The organism is Paracoccus zeaxanthinifaciens ATCC 21588 (genome assembly GCF_000420145.1).
GTDB lineage: Bacteria > Pseudomonadota > Alphaproteobacteria > Rhodobacterales > Rhodobacteraceae > Paracoccus > Paracoccus zeaxanthinifaciens.
This window is the reverse complement of the sequence record NZ_ATUJ01000013.1, coordinates 37,138-55,096: the sequence shown is the minus strand read 5'-3', so window position 1 is coordinate 55,096 and position 17,959 is coordinate 37,138. Positions and strand designations below refer to the sequence as shown.

The following is a 17,959-nucleotide window of genomic DNA, read 5'->3' as shown; positions in this document are numbered from 1 at the left end:
ACAGGCGTGGCCGTTTCCGGTTCCCCCATCGTGCACGAAAAACGCGGATTCGCGCAAATGAATTAGCTCAGCCGTTCCAGCGCGATGGCCGTCGCCTCGCCCCCGCCGATGCAGACGGATGCGGCCCCGCGCGTCGCGCCCCGCGCCGCCATCGCGTTCAGCAGCGTGACCATGATCCGCGCCCCCGACGCGCCGATGGGATGCCCAAGCGCGCAGGCCCCGCCGTTGATGTTCGTGGCATCGTGTGGCAGGCCAAGCTCCTTCATCGCGATCATGGCGACGACGGCGAATGCCTCGTTCACCTCGAACAGGTCGTAATCGCCAAGGCGGGTGTCCGTGCGGTCCAGCAGCTTGCGCATCGCGCCGATGGGGGCCGTCGGGAACAGGCCGGGACGGTCGGCATGGGTCGCATGACCGATGATCCGCGCGATCGGCGTCAGGCCCAGCTTCTCGGCCTGCGACTGGCGCATCATCACCAGCGCCGCCGCCCCGTCCGAGATCGACGAGCTGTTCGCCGCCGTGACCGTGCCACCGTCACGGAAGGCGGGCTTCAGATGGGGGATCTTCTCGGGGCGGGCCTTGCCGGGCATCTCGTCGGTATCGACGGTGGTCTGCACCTTGCGTGCCGTGACGGTCACGGGCGCGATCTCGGCGGCGAAGGCACCGCTGGCGATGGCGTCCTGCGCGCGGGCCAGGCTGGTCAGCGCATAGTCGTCCTGCGCCTCGCGGGTGAAACCGTGATCGCCGGCGCAATCCTCGGCGAAGGTGCCCATCAGGCGGCCCTTGTCATAGGCGTCCTCCAACCCGTCGAGGAACATGTGATCCAGCACACGGTCATGGCCCATGCGCATCCCCGACCGCGCCTTGGGCAGCAGGTAGGGGGCGTTCGACATGCTCTCCATCCCGCCGGCGACGACGATGCCCGCCGATCCCGCGGCGATCAGGTCATGGCCCAGCATCGCGGCCTTCATGCCCGATCCGCACATCTTGTTGATGGTGGTCGCGCCCGCCGACAGCGGCAGTCCGGCGCCAAGCGCCGCCTGACGTGCCGGTGCCTGACCCTGGCCCGCGGGCAGGACGCAGCCCATCAGCACCTCGTCCACCATGTCGGGCGACAGGCCGTTCAGCGCGGCGCGGATCGCGGCCGCGCCAAGGGTCGGGGCATCCATCGCGGCAAGATCGCCCTGGAATGCCCCCATCGGGGTGCGCATCGCGCCGGTGATGACGATGGGGTCCATGAAACGCTCCTTCACTTGGGGGCCATGCGCAATGCGCCGTCGAGGCGGATGACCTCTCCGTTCAGCATGGGGTTCGCGATGATGTGGTGCAACAGCGCCGCGTATTCCGACGGCTCTCCCAGCCGCGAGGGGAAGGGCACCGCCGCGCCCAGGCTGTCCTGAACGTCCTGCGGCAGCCCCTCCAGCATCGGGGTGCGGAAGATGCCGGGCGCGATGGTCATGACGCGGATGCCGTGCCGCGCAAGGTCGCGGGCCATCGGCAGCGTCATGCCCGCCACGCCCGCCTTGCTGGCCGCATAGGCGACCTGTCCGATCTGTCCGTCCTGCGCCGCGATCGAGGCCGTGTTGACGATCACGCCACGCTCGCCCCGGACGGGCTCGTTCCGGGCCATCGCCTCGGCTGCAAGGCGGGCCATGTTGAAGCTGCCGATCAGGTTGATCGTGACCGCACGGGCAAAGCTGTCCAGTCCATGCGGCCCGTCGCGGCCCAGCATCCGTTCGCCCGGCGCGATGCCCGCGCAGTTCACAAGGCCGTCCAGCCTGCCGAAGCGGTCGGTCGCCAGCGCGATGGCCGTCTGCGCAGCGGTCGCGTCGGTCACGTCGCAGGCCGCGTGAACCGCGCCTTCGGGCGCGTCCTTCGGTTCCGCCAGATCGGCCAGCACGACCTTCGCGCCGCCTTGGGCCAGCATCCGCGCCGAGGCCGCCCCCAGACCCGATGCGGCGCCCGTGACGACAAAGACCCGTCCCTCGATTTCCATGTCTCTCCCCCCCTTGATCCTTCGCGCCATCCTAGCCCTCGGGGCATTGCAAACAATGCCATCACGCGACAGGATCGGTGATCGGTTTTGCAATGACGGGCCATGGATCAGCACATCATCTCGGAAGGGTTCGTGCGCGATGCGCTGGTGGCGGCGGGGCAGGGCGGGCCCACGCGCATCGGGCCCGTCACTGCATCGGAATACGGCGCGATCTGGCGCGACCTTGCGCAGCGGACAGGCTGCGAGTTCTTCGGAATGGGCACGCGCCCCATGCCGCCGGGGGCCTTCGCGATGATGGCGCATGCCGTGCTGGACGCGCCCGATCTGGGGCGCGCGCTGCGTCGTGCGCTGCGGTTCATGGGGATGATGCTGACCGATCCGCAAGGGCGGCTGCTGATCGCGAACGGCCAGGCGCGGATCCTGCTGGAGGATGCCCGTGGCCCCGTCGGCGCCTTTGCCGCGCGGACCTACTGGCTGATCATCCTGGGCCTGATGTGCTGGCTGGTCGGGCGCAGGCTGCCCCTGTCGCAGGTGGATTTGTCCTGCGAGGCGCCGTTGAACCGTGCCGACTATCAGCAGTTCTTCGGGGCTCCGGTCCGGTTCGGGCAGGGCGCGACGGTGCTGGCCTTCGATGCGCGGCATCTGGCGCTTCCGGTGATCCGGGATTCGGCCCAGTTGCGGGGTTTCCTGCAGCAGGCGCCCGCGAACCTGCTGGTCAGGTATCAGCACGATCAGGGCCTGTCGGCGCGTCTGCGCATGATGCTGCGCGATGCCGATCCCGTCGATTGGCCCGACGCGGCGGGGATCGCGCATGGCTTCGGGATATCGGCGGCGACGCTGCGGCGTCGGCTGGCGTCAGAGGGGCAGAGCCTTGCGATGATCCGCGACGATATCCGCTTCGGCCTTGCGCGCGGCCTGCTGCGCGGGCCGCATCTGCCGGTGGACGAGATCGCATCGCGGCTGGGCTATGCCGAACCGAGCGCGTTTCATCGGGCATTCCTGAAATGGTCGGGCAGGACGCCCGACGCGTTCCGTCGGGAAAATGGTGCGGGTGAAGGGACTTGAACCCCCACGCCAAAGGCGCCAGAACCTAAATCTGGTGCGTCTACCAGTTCCGCCACACCCGCTCCGGCGGCTGCTTTAGCAAAGCCTTCGGGCGGGCGCGAGGGGTAATCTGCATCAGCGGATCACATGGGGCAGCATTTCGGGAATGTCGTCCGCGATCATGCCGGGGCCGAAATGGCGGGCCGCATCGGCGTGCAGCTGCGCGCCAAGGCTTGCGGCCTCGAACGGGTCCAGGCCGCGCGCGGCCAGACCGGTGACGATGCCCGCCAGCGCATCGCCCGCGCCCGCCGTCGCCAGCCAGGGCAACGCGAAGTCCGAATGGATCGCGACCCTGCCATCGGGCGCGGCGATCACCGTGTCCGGCCCCTTCAGCAGCACGGTGGCGTTCAGACGCCTGGCCGCCTGGCGGGTGGCATCCAGTTTCGAGAATGCGGGGCCGCGTTCGGGGGCCTGCTTCAACCTCTCGGCCAGATCGGGGCAGAGGCGGGCGAACTCTCCCATATGCGGGGTGAGGATGCAGCGCGGATGGGGGGCAGGCGCGCCGTCGCGGGACAGGGCGGTCAGCGCGTCGGCGTCCAGCACGCAGGGGATATCCGATTCCAGCAGCGCGGGCAGAAGCGCCGCAGCCCTCTCGATGCCCGCACCCGGCCCGAGCGCCACGGCGCCGACGCGCCGGTCCAGCAGGTCGCGAAGGTCGGAGGCATCCTCCAGCGGCTTGCGCATCAGGGCATCCGGCGGTCCAGCGTGATCCGCCATCGCATCGCGCGCGGGGCAGATGGTGACGAGGCCCGCGCCGATCCTCAGGGCCGCGCGGGCGGTCAGCCGCGCCGCGCCCGCCGCCGCCCCCGCGATGACCAGCGCCGAGCCGTGGCCGTATTTATGCGCCGCGCCCGCGCCCTCCTTGCGCAGCCAGCGGGACGTCTGGGCGCTGCGGCCCCGCAGCAGCAGGCCGCAGGAAGGCCCGGTCGCGGCAAGGCCGATATCCTCGACGAACAGCGCGCCGCAATGGGCGGGACCATCGGCCAGCAGATGTCCGGGCTTGGGTCGATGAAAGGCCACGGTCATCGCAGCGCGGGGGGCGTGATCGCCAAGCACGCGGCCACTGTCCATGCACAGCCCGCTTGGCGCGTCGATGGCGACAATATCGGGGAAGTCGCGGACCTTGCGGATCAGGGTCGCAAAGACGCCCTCGGGCGCGCGGGTCAGCCCGGTGCCGAACAGCGCGTCGACCAGCAGATCCTTGGGGTCCAGGGCGTCGGGATCGAAGGGCAGGGTGGCGCCGACCGCCTGCCAATGCCGCAGCGCCGCCGAGGGTTTCGGCGCGTCGCACATGACACGCACCCGCCAGCCCGCCATCTGCAGCAGCCGCGCCACGACGAAGCCGTCGCCGCCGTTGTTTCCCGGTCCGGCCAGTACGGTGACGCGGGCGGGCCTCGGCCATCGCAGACGTATCCGACCCGCGACCGCCCGACCCGCGCGTTCCATCAATTCGTCCCCGCCGACATCGCCACTGCGCATTGCGTCGGATTCGATGGCGCGCATTTGGGCGGAGGTGAGGATTTCGGTGCCGTCCAGCATGGATAATGCCTATTAATTGTGCTGCGTGATCTAATTTTCGGCAGTTTCGCCGGGCAGAACGCTTCCGCACTGTTCAGAACCCGCTGCTGCATTTACGCCTGTGATCAAACGCGCCAATCAGACTTCAGGCAAGCCGCGAGGAAGGATCAATTGCGATGAAGAAGATCGAGGCGATCATCAAGCCGTTCAAGTTGGACGATGTGAAGGAAGCGCTGCAAGAGGTCGGCGTCCAGGGTCTTTCCGTGACCGAAGTCAAGGGCTTCGGGCGTCAGAAGGGTCACACCGAACTGTATCGCGGCGCCGAATATGTCGTCGACTTCCTGCCGAAGGTGAAAATCGAGATGGTCCTGCCGGACGATCAGGTCGAAGCCGCGGTCGAGGCCATCGTCGGTGCGGCGCGCACCGAGAAGATCGGCGACGGCAAGATCTTCGTCCTGCCGGTCGAGCAGGCGATCCGCATCCGTACCGGCGAAACGGGTGACGACGCCGTCTGATCGCGGCAAGGAACCGAACTACAGACTTCCGCGCCCGGCCGCCCTGCCGCCGGGTCGCACATACGAAGAAAGGGAAGAGATGGAAATCAAGGATGTTCTCAAGCTGATCGAGGACGAGGACGTCGCCTATGTCGACGTGCGTTTCACCGATCCCAAGGGCAAGCTGCAGCACGTCACGCTGGACAAGGATCTGGTCGACGCCGACTTCTTCGAGGAAGGCTTCATGTTCGACGGCAGCTCGATCGCGGGCTGGAAGTCGATCGACCAGTCCGACATGAAGCTGATCCCGGACGTGAGCTCGGTCTACCTGGACCCGTTCTATGCCGAGAAGACGCTGTGCGTGCACTGCAACGTGGTCGAGCCGGACACCGGCGAAGCCTACAGCCGCGACCCGCGCGGGACCGCGCTGAAGGCCGAGGCCTATCTGAAGTCGTCGGGCATCGGCGATGCGGCCTATTTCGGCCCCGAGGCCGAGTTCTTCCTGTTCGACGACGTCCGCTTCTCGGTCACGCCGCAGAAGGTCGCGTTCTCGATCGACGCGCTTGACGCCGCGTGGAACACCGACACCGAATACGAGATGGGCAACCAGGGTCACCGCGCCGGTCACAAGGGCGGCTACTTCCCGGTCAACCCGATCGACGCCGGCCAGGACATCCGCGGCGAGATGCTGTCGACCATGAAGCGCATGGGCATGAAGGTCGACAAGCACCACCACGAGGTTGCCAGCGCGCAGCACGAGCTGGGCCTGATCTTCGGATCGCTGACCGAGCAGGCCGACAACCTGCAGAAGTACAAGTACGTCATCCACAACGTCGCGCATGCCTATGGCAAGTCGGCGACCTTCATGCCGAAGCCCATGAAGGGCGACAACGGCTCGGGGATGCACGTCAACATGTCGATCTGGAAGGACGGCAAGCCGCTGTTCGCAGGCGACAAGTATGCCGACCTGTCGCAGGAGGCCCTGTACTTCATCGGCGGCATCCTGAAGCACGCCAAGGCGCTGAACGCCCTGACGAACCCGTCGACCAACAGCTACAAGCGTCTGATCCCGGGCTTCGAGGCCCCCGTCCTGCGCGCGTACTCGGCACGCAACCGTTCGGGCTGCGTCCGTATTCCGTGGACGGAATCGCCCAAGGCCAAGCGCGTCGAAGCCCGCTTCCCGGATCCCTCGGCCAACCCGTATCTGTGCTTCGCGGCACTGATGATGGCCGGTCTGGACGGCATCAAGAACAAGATCGATCCGGGCGCCGCTTCGGACAAGGATCTGTACGATCTGCCGCCGGAAGAACTGGCCGAGATCCCGACCGTCTGCGGCAGCCTGCGCGAAGCGCTGGAAGAGCTGGAGAAGGACATGGACTTCCTGCTGGCAGGTGACGTGTTCACCCGCGACCAGCTGGAAGGCTACATGGCGCTGAAGTGGGAAGAGGTCTACGCCTACGAACACACGCCGCATCCGGTCGAGTACCAGATGTATTACAGCTGCTGATCCGTTTTCGCGGATACGCAAGTGTCTTGGGGTGGTCCTGTCGGGCCACCCCTTTTTCGTGACCTCCGATCACCCGTTCGTCGCGGCCCTTCACAGAAGCGAGAGCGGTGAAACGTCCGGATTCATCTGCGCGTAGTGCAGCCCGCAAATGAATTGAAGACACTGGAGAATGTCATGAGCATCCGCAATTTCGCCGCCATCGCGGCCACCGTCATCCTGTCGGCAGCCCCCGCGCTGGCCACGGTTCAGGGCGGCAACGGCCCCGCGCTGGTGGACGAGCGTCCGGCCACCCCCTACGAAACGGTCGAGCGCCGCGCGGGCGACGTGCTGCAGCAGAAGGATCTGGTTCGCCGCCATCTGGATGCCGACGACATCATCACGGTCAGCCTGGTCCCAAATGCGGGGCCGGTGGACTTCTCCAGCGCCAATGGCGGCTGAGGATCGGACCTGAAAAACCCCGCCGGCGATCCGGCGGGGTTTCTTCATCTCACTCGGCCGCGACTTGCGATGCGGTCGGGTAATCGACATAGCCCTCGGGGCCGCCCGCATAGAAGGTCGAGGGGTCCTGCTCGTTCAGGGCCAGCCCGTTCGCCAGACGATGCGGCAGGTCGGGCGTCGCGATGAAGTCGCGACCGAAGGCCACGGCATCGGCGCGATCCTCGGCCAACAGCTGCGCCGCCAGTTCACGGGTCAGCCCTTCGTTCGCGATGACCGGACCGCCGAAGGCTTCGCGGATTGCGGGCATCAGGCTGTCCTCGGCCACGTGTTCGCGCAGGCACAGGAAGGCAATCCCCTTGTCCCTCATGCTGCGTGCGACGGCGGTGAACAGCGCGTGCCGGTCGCTGTCGCCCATGTCATGCCCGTCCGCGCGCGGCGCCAGGTGCACGCCCACGCGATCCGCACCCCAGACGCCGATCGCCGCATCCGCGATCTCGTTCAGGAAGCGCATCCGGTTCTCGATCGATCCGCCATAGCGATCTGTCCGCGTGTTGGTGCTGTCCTGCAGGAATTGGTCGATAAGATAACCGTTTGCGGCGTGAATCTCGACGCCGTCGAAGCCGGCGCGCAGAGCATTTTTGGCCCCCTTGCGATAGGCTTCGACGATGGCCGGAACCTCGTCTGTCTCCAGCGCGCGGGGCGTCACATAGGGGCGCTTGGGGCGCAGCAGGCTGACATGCCCGTCGGGCTGGATCGCCGAGGGTGCGACCGGCGTCTCGCCACCCAGCAGGCTGGGGTCCGAGATGCGCCCGACATGCCACAGTTGCAGGACGATCTTGCCGCCCTGATGGTGGACGGCCTTGGTGATCTTCGACCAGCCCTCGACCTGCGCGTCGTTCCAGATGCCGGGCGTCGCCTCGTAGCCGACGCCCATGGGCATCACGCTGGTGGCTTCGGTGATGATCATGCCTGCGCCCGCGCGCTGGCGGTAATATTCGACCATCATGTCGTTGGGGATGCGATCCTGCCCGGAACGCGACCGCGTCAGGGGGGCCATGACGACGCGGTTGCGCAGTGAAATGCCGCCAAGATCCAGCCGCTCGAACATCGAGGACATGCAGCCCTCCTTTCGGTTGTTCAGTGTTTTCGTCTGCCCATTCGGGCACGGGTTCTGAATTGTGGTCGCCGCCACCGCGTTTCAAGCGCGGCGCCGCGCGGTCAACTTCGCGTCAACCGCGAAAACTGCGCCACATATCGCGTCCGCCGACTTCCCACCCCCCAGAAATGGCGGTATTCCAACGGCATGGATATCGTGCTGCTGACCACTTTCACCGGGTTCCTGTTCGTCCTGATCGCCGCCGCCGAGCCTTTGGCCGCGCGGCTTGCCTTGCCGTTCAGCGTGATCCTGGCGGGCATCGGCATCCTGATCGGTGGCGGCGCGACCTTCCTGCTGCGGACCGAGCTGACCGACAGCTTCAACGCGGTGGCCGAGAGCATCCTGTCCCTGCCGATCCGGTCCAGCGTCTTCATCTATGTCTTCCTGCCGATCCTGATCTTCCAGGCCACGCTGGAGATGAACATCAGGCGCATGCTGGACGACTGGGTGCCGATCCTGACGCTGGCGGTGGTCGCGGTCGTGGTGGCGACACTGACGATCGGATACGCGCTGTCCTGGATCGGGGGGCTGCCGCTGATGGTGGGCCTGCTGATCGGCTCGATCGTGTCCACCACGGACCCCTCGGCGGTGGTCAGCATCTTCCGCTCGATCTCGGCGCCCAAGCGCCTTGCCCGCATCATCGAGGGCGAGAGCCTGCTGAACGACGCCGCGGCCATCGCGCTGTTCGGCCTGTTCATGTCCTATGTCATGCTGGGTGTCCCGAACCCCAGCCTGTCCGAGGCGCTGGAAGGGTTTCCCCAGCTGATCCTGGGCGGAATGGGCGCGGGCTGGCTGACCGCGCGGCTGGGCCTTGCACTGATGGGCATGTTCTGGCGGTTCGAGACCGCGCAGATCTCGATCTCGGTCGCGGTGCCCTATCTGGCCTATCTGGGGGCGGAACAGCTGTTGGGCGCGTCGGGCGTGATCGGCGTCGTGGTGGCGGGCCTGACGCTGAACTTCATGGGGCCGGGGCGGCTGGCGCCCGCCTTCTGGACCAACATGAAAGAGGTGTGGTCGCTGCTGTCGCATTGGGCCGGCGCGCTCATCTTCATCCTGGCGGCGCTGCTGATCCCGCGCCTGCTGGACGACGTGCAGCTGACCGACCTGTTCCTGGTGGGCGTGGTGGTGCTGGCGGCCTTCGTGGCCCGCGCGGCGATCCTGTTCCTGCTGCTGCCGCTGCTGACGGGGCTGAAGCTGTCGCCCAAGATCCAGCGGCCCTATCGCTATGCCATCATGTGGGGCGGATTGCGCGGCGCCGTCACGCTGGCGCTGGCGCTGGCGGTGACCGAGAACCTGCGCGTTCCCGTCGAGACGAAGCGCCTTGTCGGTATCCTTGCAACAGGTTTCGCGCTGTTCACGCTGATCGTGCAGGGGACGACCCTGCGGGCGGTGATCCGCCTGCTGGGCCTGGACAAGCTGTCGCCGCTGGACAGGGCGCTGTCGGACCAGGTCGTCGCCGTCGCCCTGCAAAGCGTGCGCGAGGATCTGCAGGGCACGACCGAGAACTACGAGCTGACGCGCGAGACCGTGCGGTCCGAGGCCAAGCGCTTTGCCGAACGGCTGGATGCCGCCGTGGACCGGGCCGAGGCCGACGGCACCGTCGAGATCCTGGACCGCGACCGCATCACCCTGGGCCTGATCGCCCTTGCAGGCCACGAACGCGAGATGATCCTTCAGCGCGTCCGCGAACGCGCGATCTCGGCCCGGCTGTCGGAACAGGCGCTGTTCGACGTGGACCGCTTGATCGAGGGCGCACGGTCCGGCGGGCGGCACGGGTATCAGCGTGCCTCGCGCGGGGCGCTGCGCTATGGTCCGAACTTCCGCCTTGCCGCCTTCCTGCACAGCCGCCTTGGCGTTTCGGGGCCGCTGGCGAACCTGACCGCCGACCGCTTCGAGACGCTGCTGGCCAAGCGCCTGATCCTGCGCGACCTGCACGGCTTCATCGACCGGCGCATCCGCCGCATCCACGGTCGCCGCGTGGCCGACCTGCTGCACGAGCTGCTCAACCGCCGGATCGAGGCCGTCGAGACCGCGCTGGACGGTCTGCGCCTGCAATATCCGGGGTACTACGAAGAGCTGGAGCGCCGCTTCATCCGCCGCACCGCCCTTCGCCTGGAGGAACGCGAATACAACGCCATGCGCGAGGACGGGCTGATCGGCACCGAGGTCCATACCGAGCTGATGGCCGAGATCACGCGCCGCCGCGCCCGCGCCGAGATGCGCCCCTCGCTGGACCTGGCGCTTCGCAAGAACGACCTCGTGCGCGTCTTTCCGCTGTTCTCGGACCTGGACGAATCCGAGCTGCGCCGCCTCAGCCGTGCGCTGCGGACCCGCTATGTCAATGCGGGCCATGTGATCACCCGCAAGGATCAGCCCGCGCGGTCGGTGTTCTTCGTGGCCTCTGGCGCGGTCGAGCAGGAGGTCGCGGGCCAGGTGACGCGACTGGGCCGGGGCGAGATGTTCGGCCAGCTGGGCGTGCTGACCAGCCGCCTGCGCCGGACCGAGGTGCGCGCGATCACGCCGACGACGCTGCTGGTCCTGGACGAGATCGACTTCCGCAGGCTGCTGCGGCGCAGTCCCGCGCTGCGCGATGCCGTGCGCGGCAGCGTCGCGGGCAAGACGATCGAGGCCGAGGTGCTGCAGCTGTCCGAACTGCAGGTCGATACCCCGCTTGGCGACGGCGCGGCCAAGGGCTAGACAGATCGCCGGACTACCAGAAGGGGACAGACCATGGACGCCAACCCGCGCATCGCCCGCCAGATCGCGACCGAGATCGGGGCAAGTCCCCAGCAGGTTCAGGCCGCGACGGAACTGCTGGATGGCGGCGCGACCGTCCCCTTCGTCGCAAGATACCGCAAGGAGGCGACGGGCGGTCTGGACGACACGCAGCTGCGCACGCTGTCCGAGCGCCTGACCTATCTGCGAGAGATGGAGTCCCGCCGCACGGCCATCACCTCGAGCATCCGCGAGCAGGGCAAGCTGACCGACGATCTGGCCCGCCGGATCGCCGCCGCCGATACCAAGGCCGCGCTCGAGGATATCTATCTTCCTTACAAGCCCAAGCGCCGCACCAAGGCCGCGATCGCGCGCGAAAACGGGCTGGAGCCGCTGCTGGCGGCGATCCGCAACGCGCCCTCGGCCGATCCGGCATCGCTGGCGGGGGGCTTCCTGAATGCCAATGTCGAGACGACCAAGGCCGCGCTGGACGGCGCCCGCGACATCCTGGTCGAGGAGCTGTCCGAGAATGCCGAGGTGCTCGGCCCCTTGCGCGATTTCATGCGCCGCGAAGGGCGCATCGCGGCCCGCGTGGTGCCGGGCAAGGAAGAGGCGGGCGCCAAGTTCGCCGACTATTTCGACCATGCCGAGAAATGGTCCGACATCCCCGGCCACCGTGCGCTGGCGATCCTGCGCGCCGCCAAGGAGGAGATCGTCACCATCGACATCGCCCCCGATCCCGAGACCGGCGTCGCGCGGGCCGAGGGGATCGTCGCGCGCGGGCTGGGTCCGGTCGGGCAGGGCCCGGGTGCCGACTGGCTGCGCGGTGTCGCGGGCTGGTGCTGGCGCGTGAAGCTGTCGAACAGCATGTATATCGACCTGCTGACCGAATTGCGCCGCCGTGCGCATGAAGAGGCCATCCGCGTCTTCGGCCGCAACCTGCGCGATCTGCTGCTGGCGGCGCCCGCAGGGGCCAAGACGACCATCGGGCTGGATCCGGGCATCCGCACCGGCGTCAAGGTCGCCGTGGTCGATGCCACGGGCAAGCTGCTGGACACGACCACGATCTATCCCTTCCAGCCCAAGAACGACCTCCGCGGGTCCGAGGCTGCGCTGAGCGCCCTCATCGCGCGTCACGGGGTCGAACTGATCGCCATCGGCAACGGCACCGCCAGCCGAGAGACCGAGCGCATGGTCGCGGATATCCTCAAACGCCTGCCCAAGGGCACGAAGGCGCCGACCAAGGTGGTCGTGTCCGAAGCCGGTGCCTCGGTCTATTCCGCCTCGGAACTGGCCGCGAAGGAATTTCCGGGCCTCGACGTGTCGCTGCGCGGCGCGGTGTCGATCGCGCGCAGGCTTCAGGACCCGCTGGCCGAGCTGGTCAAGGTGCCGCCCCAGTCCATCGGGGTCGGGCAGTATCAGCACGACGTCGACCAGCGGCACCTGTCCAAGGCGCTGGAGGCCGTGGTCGAGGATGCGGTGAACGCGGTCGGCGTCGATCTGAACACGGCCTCGGCCCCGCTTCTGGCGCATGTCGCGGGCCTGGGGCCGTCGCTGGCGCAGAACATCGTGGCGCATCGCGATGCGACCGGCGCCTTCCCGTCGCGCAAGGCGCTGAAGAAGGTCGCGGGCCTCGGGCCGCGCGCGTTCGAGCAATGCGCCGGCTTCCTGCGCATCCGCGACGGCGAAGAGCCGCTGGACGCGTCCGCCGTCCACCCCGAGGCCTATGGCGTGGCGCGCGGCATCGTGAAGGCCTGCGGTCGCGACCTGCGCCAGCTGATGGGCGACACCAAGGCCGTGGCCAGCCTGCGCCCCGAGGATTTCGTGACGCCCGATTTCGGCCTTCCGACCATCCGCGACATTCTTGCGGAGCTGGAAAAGCCGGGCCGCGACCCGCGCCCCGCCTTCGTGACCGCCAGCTTTGCCGACGGGGTCGAGGAGATCACCGACCTGCGCCCCGGCATGATGCTGGAAGGCACCGTGACCAATGTCGCGGCCTTCGGCGCCTTCGTCGACATCGGCGTGCATCAGGACGGCCTGGTCCATGTCAGCCAGCTGGCCGACCGCTTCGTCAAGGACCCGCACGAGGTGGTCAAGGCGGGCGACGTGGTCAAGGTCCGCGTGACCGAGGTGGACGTCCCGCGCAAGCGCATTGGCCTGTCGATGCGCAAGGATGGCGGCGATGCGCCCAAGGCCCAACGCGGCGGCAAGCCCGCCCATGCCCCGAAGCCGCAGCGCGGCCCGGCCCCGAAACCCGAGCAGGGCGCATTCGGCGCGGCCCTTGCCGATGCCCTGAAGCGCCGCTGAGGATCACGTGATGCAAGCAGGCGACCCGAATGCGACCGCACCCTGGCTGGAGGACGCGACGCACCGCGCCTTCCTGGTCCATGACGCGAAGCGCGCGCTGGATTTCTTCGACCGCTCGGCCCGCCAGGGGGCAGGGTTCCATGTCCTGGATCTGAAAGGTGCCCCCCAGGTATCGCAGGTGCAGGAGATCCATACGACGACGCGGCTGGTCCATTCCTATGCGCTGGCCTCGCTGGCGGGTCGGCCCGACCGCGCCGGGATCATCGACAGGGGCATGGATTTCCTGTGGTCGCATCACCGCGACGCGCAGCATGGCGGTTACCTGTGGGGGCTGGACGACGGCGCCCCGATGGACCGCCCGAAGCTGGCTTACGGCCATGTCTTCGTGCTGCTGGCGGCGTCCAGCGCGAAGCTGGCGGGGCATCCCGATGCCGACCGCCTGCTGACCGACATCACCGAGGTTCTGGACCGCCACTACTGGGACGACGGGGCCGGGCTGTTCCGCGACGAGTTCACGCGCGACTGGCAGGTCTTTTCCGGCTATCGCGGGATGAACGCGAACATGCACGGGGTCGAGGCGCTTCTGGCTGCGCACGAGGCCACGGGCGAGTCGGTCTTCCTGGACCGTGCGGGCCGGATCCTGCGTTTCTTCATCGCGGGGCAGGCCGCATCGCATGGCTGGCGCATCCCCGAGCATTACCACGAGGATTGGAGCCCGGACCCGGCCTATGCCGGCGATCCGATGTTCCGCCCGGCAGGCACGACCCCGGGCCACAGCTTCGAGATGGCCCGCCTGCTGCTGCAATGGTGGGATGCGGCAGGTCGCCCGGCGGGGGATGCCGTCGCGCAGGCCCGCGCGCTGGTCGATACCGCGCTGGCCGATGCCTGGAACCCCGCGCAAGGGGGGCTTGCCTATACGCTGCAGATGGATGGCGCGGTGGACATCGCCGACCGCTACTGGTGGCCCGTGACCGAGGCGATCGGCGCGCTGGCGGCGCTGCAGAAGGTCGATCCGACCGACCAGACCGAAGCCTGGTATCGCCGTATGTGGCAATTCGCCGCCGAGCGGTTCATCGATCACGACCACGGCGGATGGTTCCCCGAGATCGGCCCCGACGACCGCCCGCAGGTGACGCAGTTCGCGGGAAAACCCGATATCTATCATGCGCTTCAGGCCGATCTTCTGCCGCTTGCGCGCGGCCTGTCCGCACAAGCGTCCGAGCTGTCCCGGATACAACCCTTGCAGGATTGATCTTTCTTTGCCGGGGGGAATTGCCTTGACAGGTCGTCCCCTCGGCTGCGATCCCCGAAGGACGCCTGTGGCGATCCTGCGCGGCGGTCATGAAAGACGCCCCCGAAATGAAAATGCTCGAAGCCAATCATGCGGCGCTCGACCTTCTTGCGGGGGTCGAGGGCGGGTTTGCGCTCTCGGTCCTCGACAGCTCGCCCGACTGCATCAAGATCCTCGACCGCCATGGCCGTCTGGTCTTCATGAACCGCAACGGCATGTGCGCGATGGAGATCGCCGAGTTCGGCGCCGTCGCGGACCGTCCCTGGCCGTCGCTCTGGCCTGCCGAATCGCATTCCCTTCTGGAGGGCGCGATCGAGGCCGCCCTGCATGGCGAGACCCGCATATTCGAGGCGTTCTGCCCGACCGCTTTGGGCAAGCCGCGGTGGTGGCACGTGACCGCGGCCCCGATCAGGGGCGCGCACGGCATCGACAACATCCTCGTGACCTCTCGCGACATATCCGAGCTGGTCGGCGCCCGAGAGGCGCTGCGCGCCGAGGTCGCCGCCAAGGAGGACGCGCTGCGCCGCCAGAAGCTGCTGCTGGGAGAGATCGACCACAGGGTGAAGAACAGCTTTGCCGCCGTGATGGGCTTGTTGCGGATGCAGGCGCGCCGGCATCGCGACGATGCATCGGGGCAGGCGCTGACGGATGCCGCGACGCGGATCGCGACGCTGGCGCGGGTCCATGACCAGCTGCATCTGGATCCCGGTGCGCCGGACCTGCCGCTGATCGACTATGTCGGGGCGCTTGCCAGCGATCTGGGGCAGGCGCTGAACGCGCGGGTGGAAATGGGGCATACGCCCGCCTCGACCCTGCGGGTTAGCGCGACGCAGGCCGCGGGCATCGGGCAGGTGCTGGCCGAGCTGGTGGGCAACGCGGTCAAGCATTCCGGCGGCCATCGGCGGGCGCGCGTGGTGATCTGCCTCGACCTGGTGGGCGACGGATTGTCCATGAAGGTCTGCGACAACGGCCCCGGTCTGCCCGAGGGGTTCGACCCCGCCGCGCAGGACGGGCTGGGGATGCAGATCTGCCTGACCTATGTCCAGCAGATGCAGGGGCGGCTGGAACATGGCCGCTCGGATCTGGGCGGCGCGATGTTCCGCGCGGTCATCCGCCCCGAGCCTGTCGCGACCCATTGACATGCCGGGCCTTCGGGTCCATCTGGCCGCCTTTCCCACCCTTTCGGAAGGAGCTGCGCGATGCGCATGGTGATCGACGTCACGCTCGACTATCGGCTGTCGCTGCCGGGCACGGCCATCCTGATGATCGAGCCCGCCTCGACCGCGGGCCAGACCGTCGAGAATTGCGAGGTCGAGTTCGGTTCCCCCTCGTTGATCGTGCGCCGCGACGCGGACGAGGGCATCGGTGAACGCCTGATCGTCGATATCGACGACCGCCTCAGCTGCCGCCTGCGCGCCGAGGTTTCGGTGGACCGGCCCCGCGTCGCGCTGGCCTCGCTTGCGGCAACGCCCCTGGTCGCGCTGCCCGCCGAGGCGCTGCGTTACCTGATGCCGTCGCGATATTGCGAGGTCGAGCGGTTCCTGCATTTCACATCGACCCGGTTCGCGGGCCTGACCGGCGGGGCGCTGGTCAAGGCGATCGAGAACTGGATCCAGCGCAACATGGAATACGTCCCCGGTGTCAGCACGACCGAGACGACGGCAGGCGACAGCTTCCTCGACCGGCGCGGGGTCTGCCGCGACTATGCCCACCTGATGATCGCGATGTGCCGCGCCATGCAGATCCCGGCGCGGATCGTCAGCGCCTACGGCCCCGAGGTGAACCCGCAGGATTTCCATGCCGTGGTCGAGGTGTTCCTGGACGGCGCGTGGCACCTGGTCGATCCGACGGGGATGTCCGATGCCGACAGGCTGGCCGTGATCGCGGTCGGGCGCGATGCGACGGACGTGGCCTTCCTGACCACGACCGGCCCCGCACAGCTGTCCAAGCTGCGCGTCGCCGTCAGCTGATCGCCAGAAGGATCAGCAGCACCCCGGCCAAGGCGACGGCTCTGCGATAGATGCGCAGGGCACGCGCCAGGTCGGCGGCCTGCGGATCGCGGGCCCCCTCGTTCAGCCATGGCTCTTCCGCGATGCGGTCGGCATAGACGCGCGGCCCCGACAGCCGCACCCCGAGCGCGCCCGCCATCGCGGCCTCGGGCCAGCCCGCATTGGGCGAGCGGTGCTTGCCGGCGTCCCGCAGCACGATCCGCCCGCCCTTGCCGGACACCGCGACGAACAGCAGCGCCGTCAGCCGCGCGGGGATCAGGTTCACAACATCGTCCAGCCGCGCGGCCACGCAGCCGAAGCGTTCATGTCGCGGCGTCCTGTGCCCGATCATCGAATCCAGCGTGTTGATCGCCTTGTAGGCCGCGATCCCAGGCAGACCCGCGACCGCCGCCCAGAACAGCGGCGCGATCACGCCGTCGCTTGCATTCTCGGCCAGGCTCTCGGTCGCGGCGCGCGCCAAGGCCTGCTCGTCGGCGCGGGTCACGTCGCGCCCGACGATCATCGAGGTCGCGTGCCGCGCCCTGGCCAGATCGCCCTGCGCCAGCGGCCGCATGACCGCCGCGACGTGATCGTGAAGCGACCGCGAGGCGACCAGCGGCCATGCCAGGACCGCCGCAACCCAGAACCCCAGCAGCGATTGCAGCACCATCGCCGGAAGGGCCGCCGCCAGCACGGTCAGCGCGACGGCCAGCGCCCCCTTGGCTTGCCGATGCGGCCCCCTGTTCAGGCGGTCGTCCAGCGCCGAGATCAGGCGCCCCAGCCAGATCACCGGATGCCCGATCCGCCTCAGCGCGGCATCCGGCCAGCCGATCGCGGCGTCGATCAGCAGGGCGATCGCGGCCAGCGCGCTCATGCGGTCAGGTTCGACAGCTCGACCGCCCAGTCGGCTCCGTGGCGCGTCAGGATGGTCAGGGACAGGGGCGCGACGCGAAACGACAGGGCGGTCGGCCCGACAACCATCGCCAGCGCCGAACGCACCGTGCCCGCATGCGCGACGACCACGGTATCGCCGCTCAGCGCGCGCAATGCGGGCTGCACGCGGGCGCACATGTCGTCGAAGCTCTCTCCGCCCTCGGGGCGGTGTCGGGCCAGCTGGGCGGGGGGCAGGGCGCCCAGATCGGGCAGCCGGTCGAAGGGCAGCCCCTCCCACGCGCCGTAATCCTGTTCCCACAGCGTCTCGTCGGTGCGGTGCGGCAGACCAAGCGTCGTCGCGGTCTTCACGCAGCGCAGCGCGGGGCTGCTGACGGTCGCGGCACCCGCCATCCGTCGGGCGACCGCCGCGCGCATGGCCGCAAAGGCCGCGACGTCCGTGCAATCGGCGTCCACGTCGCGGCGTCCCGCCAGCCTGCCGCCGTGCAGCGGGGGTGCATGTCGAATGATGGCCAGTCGCATCGGGTGATCTCCTTTCGGCCTGTCTGTCGTCG

Annotated in this window: 15 protein-coding genes and 1 tRNA gene; 9 read left to right on the top strand and 7 right to left on the bottom strand. The window is 68.3% G+C overall.

Annotated features, from left to right (window positions below; all coding sequences use genetic code 11):
• Window positions 1-62: 62 nt before the first annotated feature.
• Entirely contained in the window at window positions 63-1,238 is a 1,176-nt protein-coding gene (locus F804_RS0112060; protein ID WP_022708001.1) for an acetyl-CoA C-acyltransferase, read from the bottom strand.
• Between the two features lie 11 nt (window positions 1,239-1,249).
• On the bottom strand, window positions 1,250-1,996 hold the full coding sequence (locus tag F804_RS0112055; protein ID WP_022708000.1) for an SDR family NAD(P)-dependent oxidoreductase: 747 nt from the start codon (window positions 1,994-1,996) through the stop codon (window positions 1,250-1,252).
• A 102-nt stretch (window positions 1,997-2,098) separates the two neighbouring features.
• On the opposite strand from F804_RS0112055, the gene F804_RS17010 reads away from it, so the two are divergent.
• Entirely contained in the window at window positions 2,099-3,061 is a 963-nt protein-coding gene (locus F804_RS17010; RefSeq protein WP_028725935.1) for an AraC family transcriptional regulator, read from the top strand.
• Here the strand turns inward: F804_RS17010 and F804_RS0112045 are convergent.
• A tRNA-Leu gene (locus F804_RS0112045) sits at window positions 3,040-3,123 on the bottom strand. The genes F804_RS17010 and F804_RS0112045 overlap by 22 nt on opposite strands.
• 52 nt (window positions 3,124-3,175) lie before the next feature.
• Window positions 3,176-4,603 carry an NAD(P)H-hydrate dehydratase gene (locus F804_RS0112040; protein WP_245540361.1) on the bottom strand — a complete coding sequence of 476 codons (1,428 nt, stop codon included), beginning with the start codon at window positions 4,601-4,603 and terminating at the stop codon, window positions 3,176-3,178.
• A gap of 191 nt (window positions 4,604-4,794) precedes the next feature.
• Between F804_RS0112040 and F804_RS0112035 the strand changes: the two genes are divergently transcribed.
• The 3 genes from F804_RS0112035 to F804_RS0112025 all read left to right on the top strand — a co-directional run bounded on the left by F804_RS0112035 (window position 4,795) and on the right by F804_RS0112025 (window position 7,057).
• Window positions 4,795-5,133, top strand: a complete 339-nt coding sequence (locus F804_RS0112035; RefSeq protein WP_022707998.1) for a P-II family nitrogen regulator — start codon at window positions 4,795-4,797, stop codon at window positions 5,131-5,133.
• Between the two features lie 79 nt (window positions 5,134-5,212).
• A complete protein-coding gene (gene glnA, locus F804_RS0112030; RefSeq protein ID WP_022707997.1) occupies window positions 5,213-6,619 on the top strand; it encodes a type I glutamate--ammonia ligase in 1,407 nt (468 codons plus the stop codon).
• Between the two features lie 174 nt (window positions 6,620-6,793).
• Window positions 6,794-7,057: a hypothetical protein gene (locus F804_RS0112025; protein ID WP_022707996.1), complete on the top strand. Its 264-nt coding sequence runs from the start codon at window positions 6,794-6,796 to the stop codon at window positions 7,055-7,057.
• 49 nt (window positions 7,058-7,106) lie between these two features.
• Here the strand turns inward: F804_RS0112025 and F804_RS0112020 are convergent, their stop codons facing one another.
• On the bottom strand, window positions 7,107-8,174 hold the full coding sequence (locus F804_RS0112020; protein WP_022707995.1) for an alkene reductase: 1,068 nt from the start codon (window positions 8,172-8,174) through the stop codon (window positions 7,107-7,109).
• A 186-nt stretch (window positions 8,175-8,360) separates the two neighbouring features.
• Between F804_RS0112020 and F804_RS16425 the strand changes: the two genes are divergently transcribed.
• From F804_RS16425 to F804_RS0111995, 5 genes are all read left to right on the top strand, one after another.
• On the top strand, window positions 8,361-10,910 hold the full coding sequence (locus F804_RS16425; protein WP_022707994.1) for a cation:proton antiporter: 2,550 nt from the start codon (window positions 8,361-8,363) through the stop codon (window positions 10,908-10,910).
• Between the two features lie 33 nt (window positions 10,911-10,943).
• Window positions 10,944-13,235 (top strand): Tex family protein, encoded by a 2,292-nt coding sequence (locus F804_RS0112010; RefSeq protein ID WP_022707993.1) that lies wholly within the window; start codon window positions 10,944-10,946, stop codon window positions 13,233-13,235.
• 10 nt (window positions 13,236-13,245) lie between these two features.
• Window positions 13,246-14,487: an AGE family epimerase/isomerase gene (locus tag F804_RS0112005; RefSeq protein ID WP_022707992.1), complete on the top strand. Its 1,242-nt coding sequence runs from the start codon at window positions 13,246-13,248 to the stop codon at window positions 14,485-14,487.
• A 107-nt stretch (window positions 14,488-14,594) separates the two neighbouring features.
• Window positions 14,595-15,665: a sensor histidine kinase gene (locus tag F804_RS0112000; protein ID WP_022707991.1), complete on the top strand. Its 1,071-nt coding sequence runs from the start codon at window positions 14,595-14,597 to the stop codon at window positions 15,663-15,665.
• A gap of 60 nt (window positions 15,666-15,725) precedes the next feature.
• A complete protein-coding gene (locus tag F804_RS0111995; protein ID WP_022707990.1) occupies window positions 15,726-16,496 on the top strand; it encodes a transglutaminase-like domain-containing protein in 771 nt (256 codons plus the stop codon).
• On the opposite strand, the gene cbiB is transcribed toward F804_RS0111995, so the two are convergent.
• The gene (gene cbiB, locus F804_RS0111990) at window positions 16,489-17,388 is read right to left on the bottom strand and encodes an adenosylcobinamide-phosphate synthase CbiB (protein WP_022707989.1); all 900 of its coding nucleotides are present in this window, start codon (window positions 17,386-17,388) and stop codon (window positions 16,489-16,491) included. The two genes, F804_RS0111995 and cbiB, sit on opposite strands and share 8 nt — an antisense overlap.
• Complete coding sequence (locus F804_RS0111985; RefSeq protein WP_022707988.1) at window positions 17,385-17,927, bottom strand: histidine phosphatase family protein; 543 nt, start codon at window positions 17,925-17,927, stop codon at window positions 17,385-17,387. Before F804_RS0111985 ends, cbiB begins: the two co-directional genes overlap by 4 nt.
• Between the last annotated feature and the right edge of the window lie 32 nt (window positions 17,928-17,959).

What these genes read in the sequence shown, in the direction of transcription:
- F804_RS0112060 (WP_022708001.1), bottom strand. Translation starts at nt 1,238, where the DNA reads ATGGACCCCATCGTCATCACCGGCGCGATGCGCACCCCGATGGGGGCA.
- F804_RS0112055 (WP_022708000.1), bottom strand. Translation starts at nt 1,996, where the DNA reads ATGGAAATCGAGGGACGGGTCTTTGTCGTCACGGGCGCCGCATCGGGT.
- F804_RS17010 (WP_028725935.1), top strand. Translation starts at nt 2,099, where the DNA reads ATGGATCAGCACATCATCTCGGAAGGGTTCGTGCGCGATGCGCTGGTG.
- F804_RS0112040 (WP_245540361.1), bottom strand. Translation starts at nt 4,603, where the DNA reads ATGCGCGCCATCGAATCCGACGCAATGCGCAGTGGCGATGTCGGCGGG.
- F804_RS0112035 (WP_022707998.1), top strand. Translation starts at nt 4,795, where the DNA reads ATGAAGAAGATCGAGGCGATCATCAAGCCGTTCAAGTTGGACGATGTG.
- glnA (WP_022707997.1), top strand. Translation starts at nt 5,213, where the DNA reads ATGGAAATCAAGGATGTTCTCAAGCTGATCGAGGACGAGGACGTCGCC.
- F804_RS0112025 (WP_022707996.1), top strand. Translation starts at nt 6,794, where the DNA reads ATGAGCATCCGCAATTTCGCCGCCATCGCGGCCACCGTCATCCTGTCG.
- F804_RS0112020 (WP_022707995.1), bottom strand. Translation starts at nt 8,174, where the DNA reads ATGTCCTCGATGTTCGAGCGGCTGGATCTTGGCGGCATTTCACTGCGC.
- F804_RS16425 (WP_022707994.1), top strand. Translation starts at nt 8,361, where the DNA reads ATGGATATCGTGCTGCTGACCACTTTCACCGGGTTCCTGTTCGTCCTG.
- F804_RS0112010 (WP_022707993.1), top strand. Translation starts at nt 10,944, where the DNA reads ATGGACGCCAACCCGCGCATCGCCCGCCAGATCGCGACCGAGATCGGG.
- F804_RS0112005 (WP_022707992.1), top strand. Translation starts at nt 13,246, where the DNA reads ATGCAAGCAGGCGACCCGAATGCGACCGCACCCTGGCTGGAGGACGCG.
- F804_RS0112000 (WP_022707991.1), top strand. Translation starts at nt 14,595, where the DNA reads ATGAAAATGCTCGAAGCCAATCATGCGGCGCTCGACCTTCTTGCGGGG.
- F804_RS0111995 (WP_022707990.1), top strand. Translation starts at nt 15,726, where the DNA reads ATGCGCATGGTGATCGACGTCACGCTCGACTATCGGCTGTCGCTGCCG.
- cbiB (WP_022707989.1), bottom strand. Translation starts at nt 17,388, where the DNA reads ATGAGCGCGCTGGCCGCGATCGCCCTGCTGATCGACGCCGCGATCGGC.
- F804_RS0111985 (WP_022707988.1), bottom strand. Translation starts at nt 17,927, where the DNA reads ATGCGACTGGCCATCATTCGACATGCACCCCCGCTGCACGGCGGCAGG.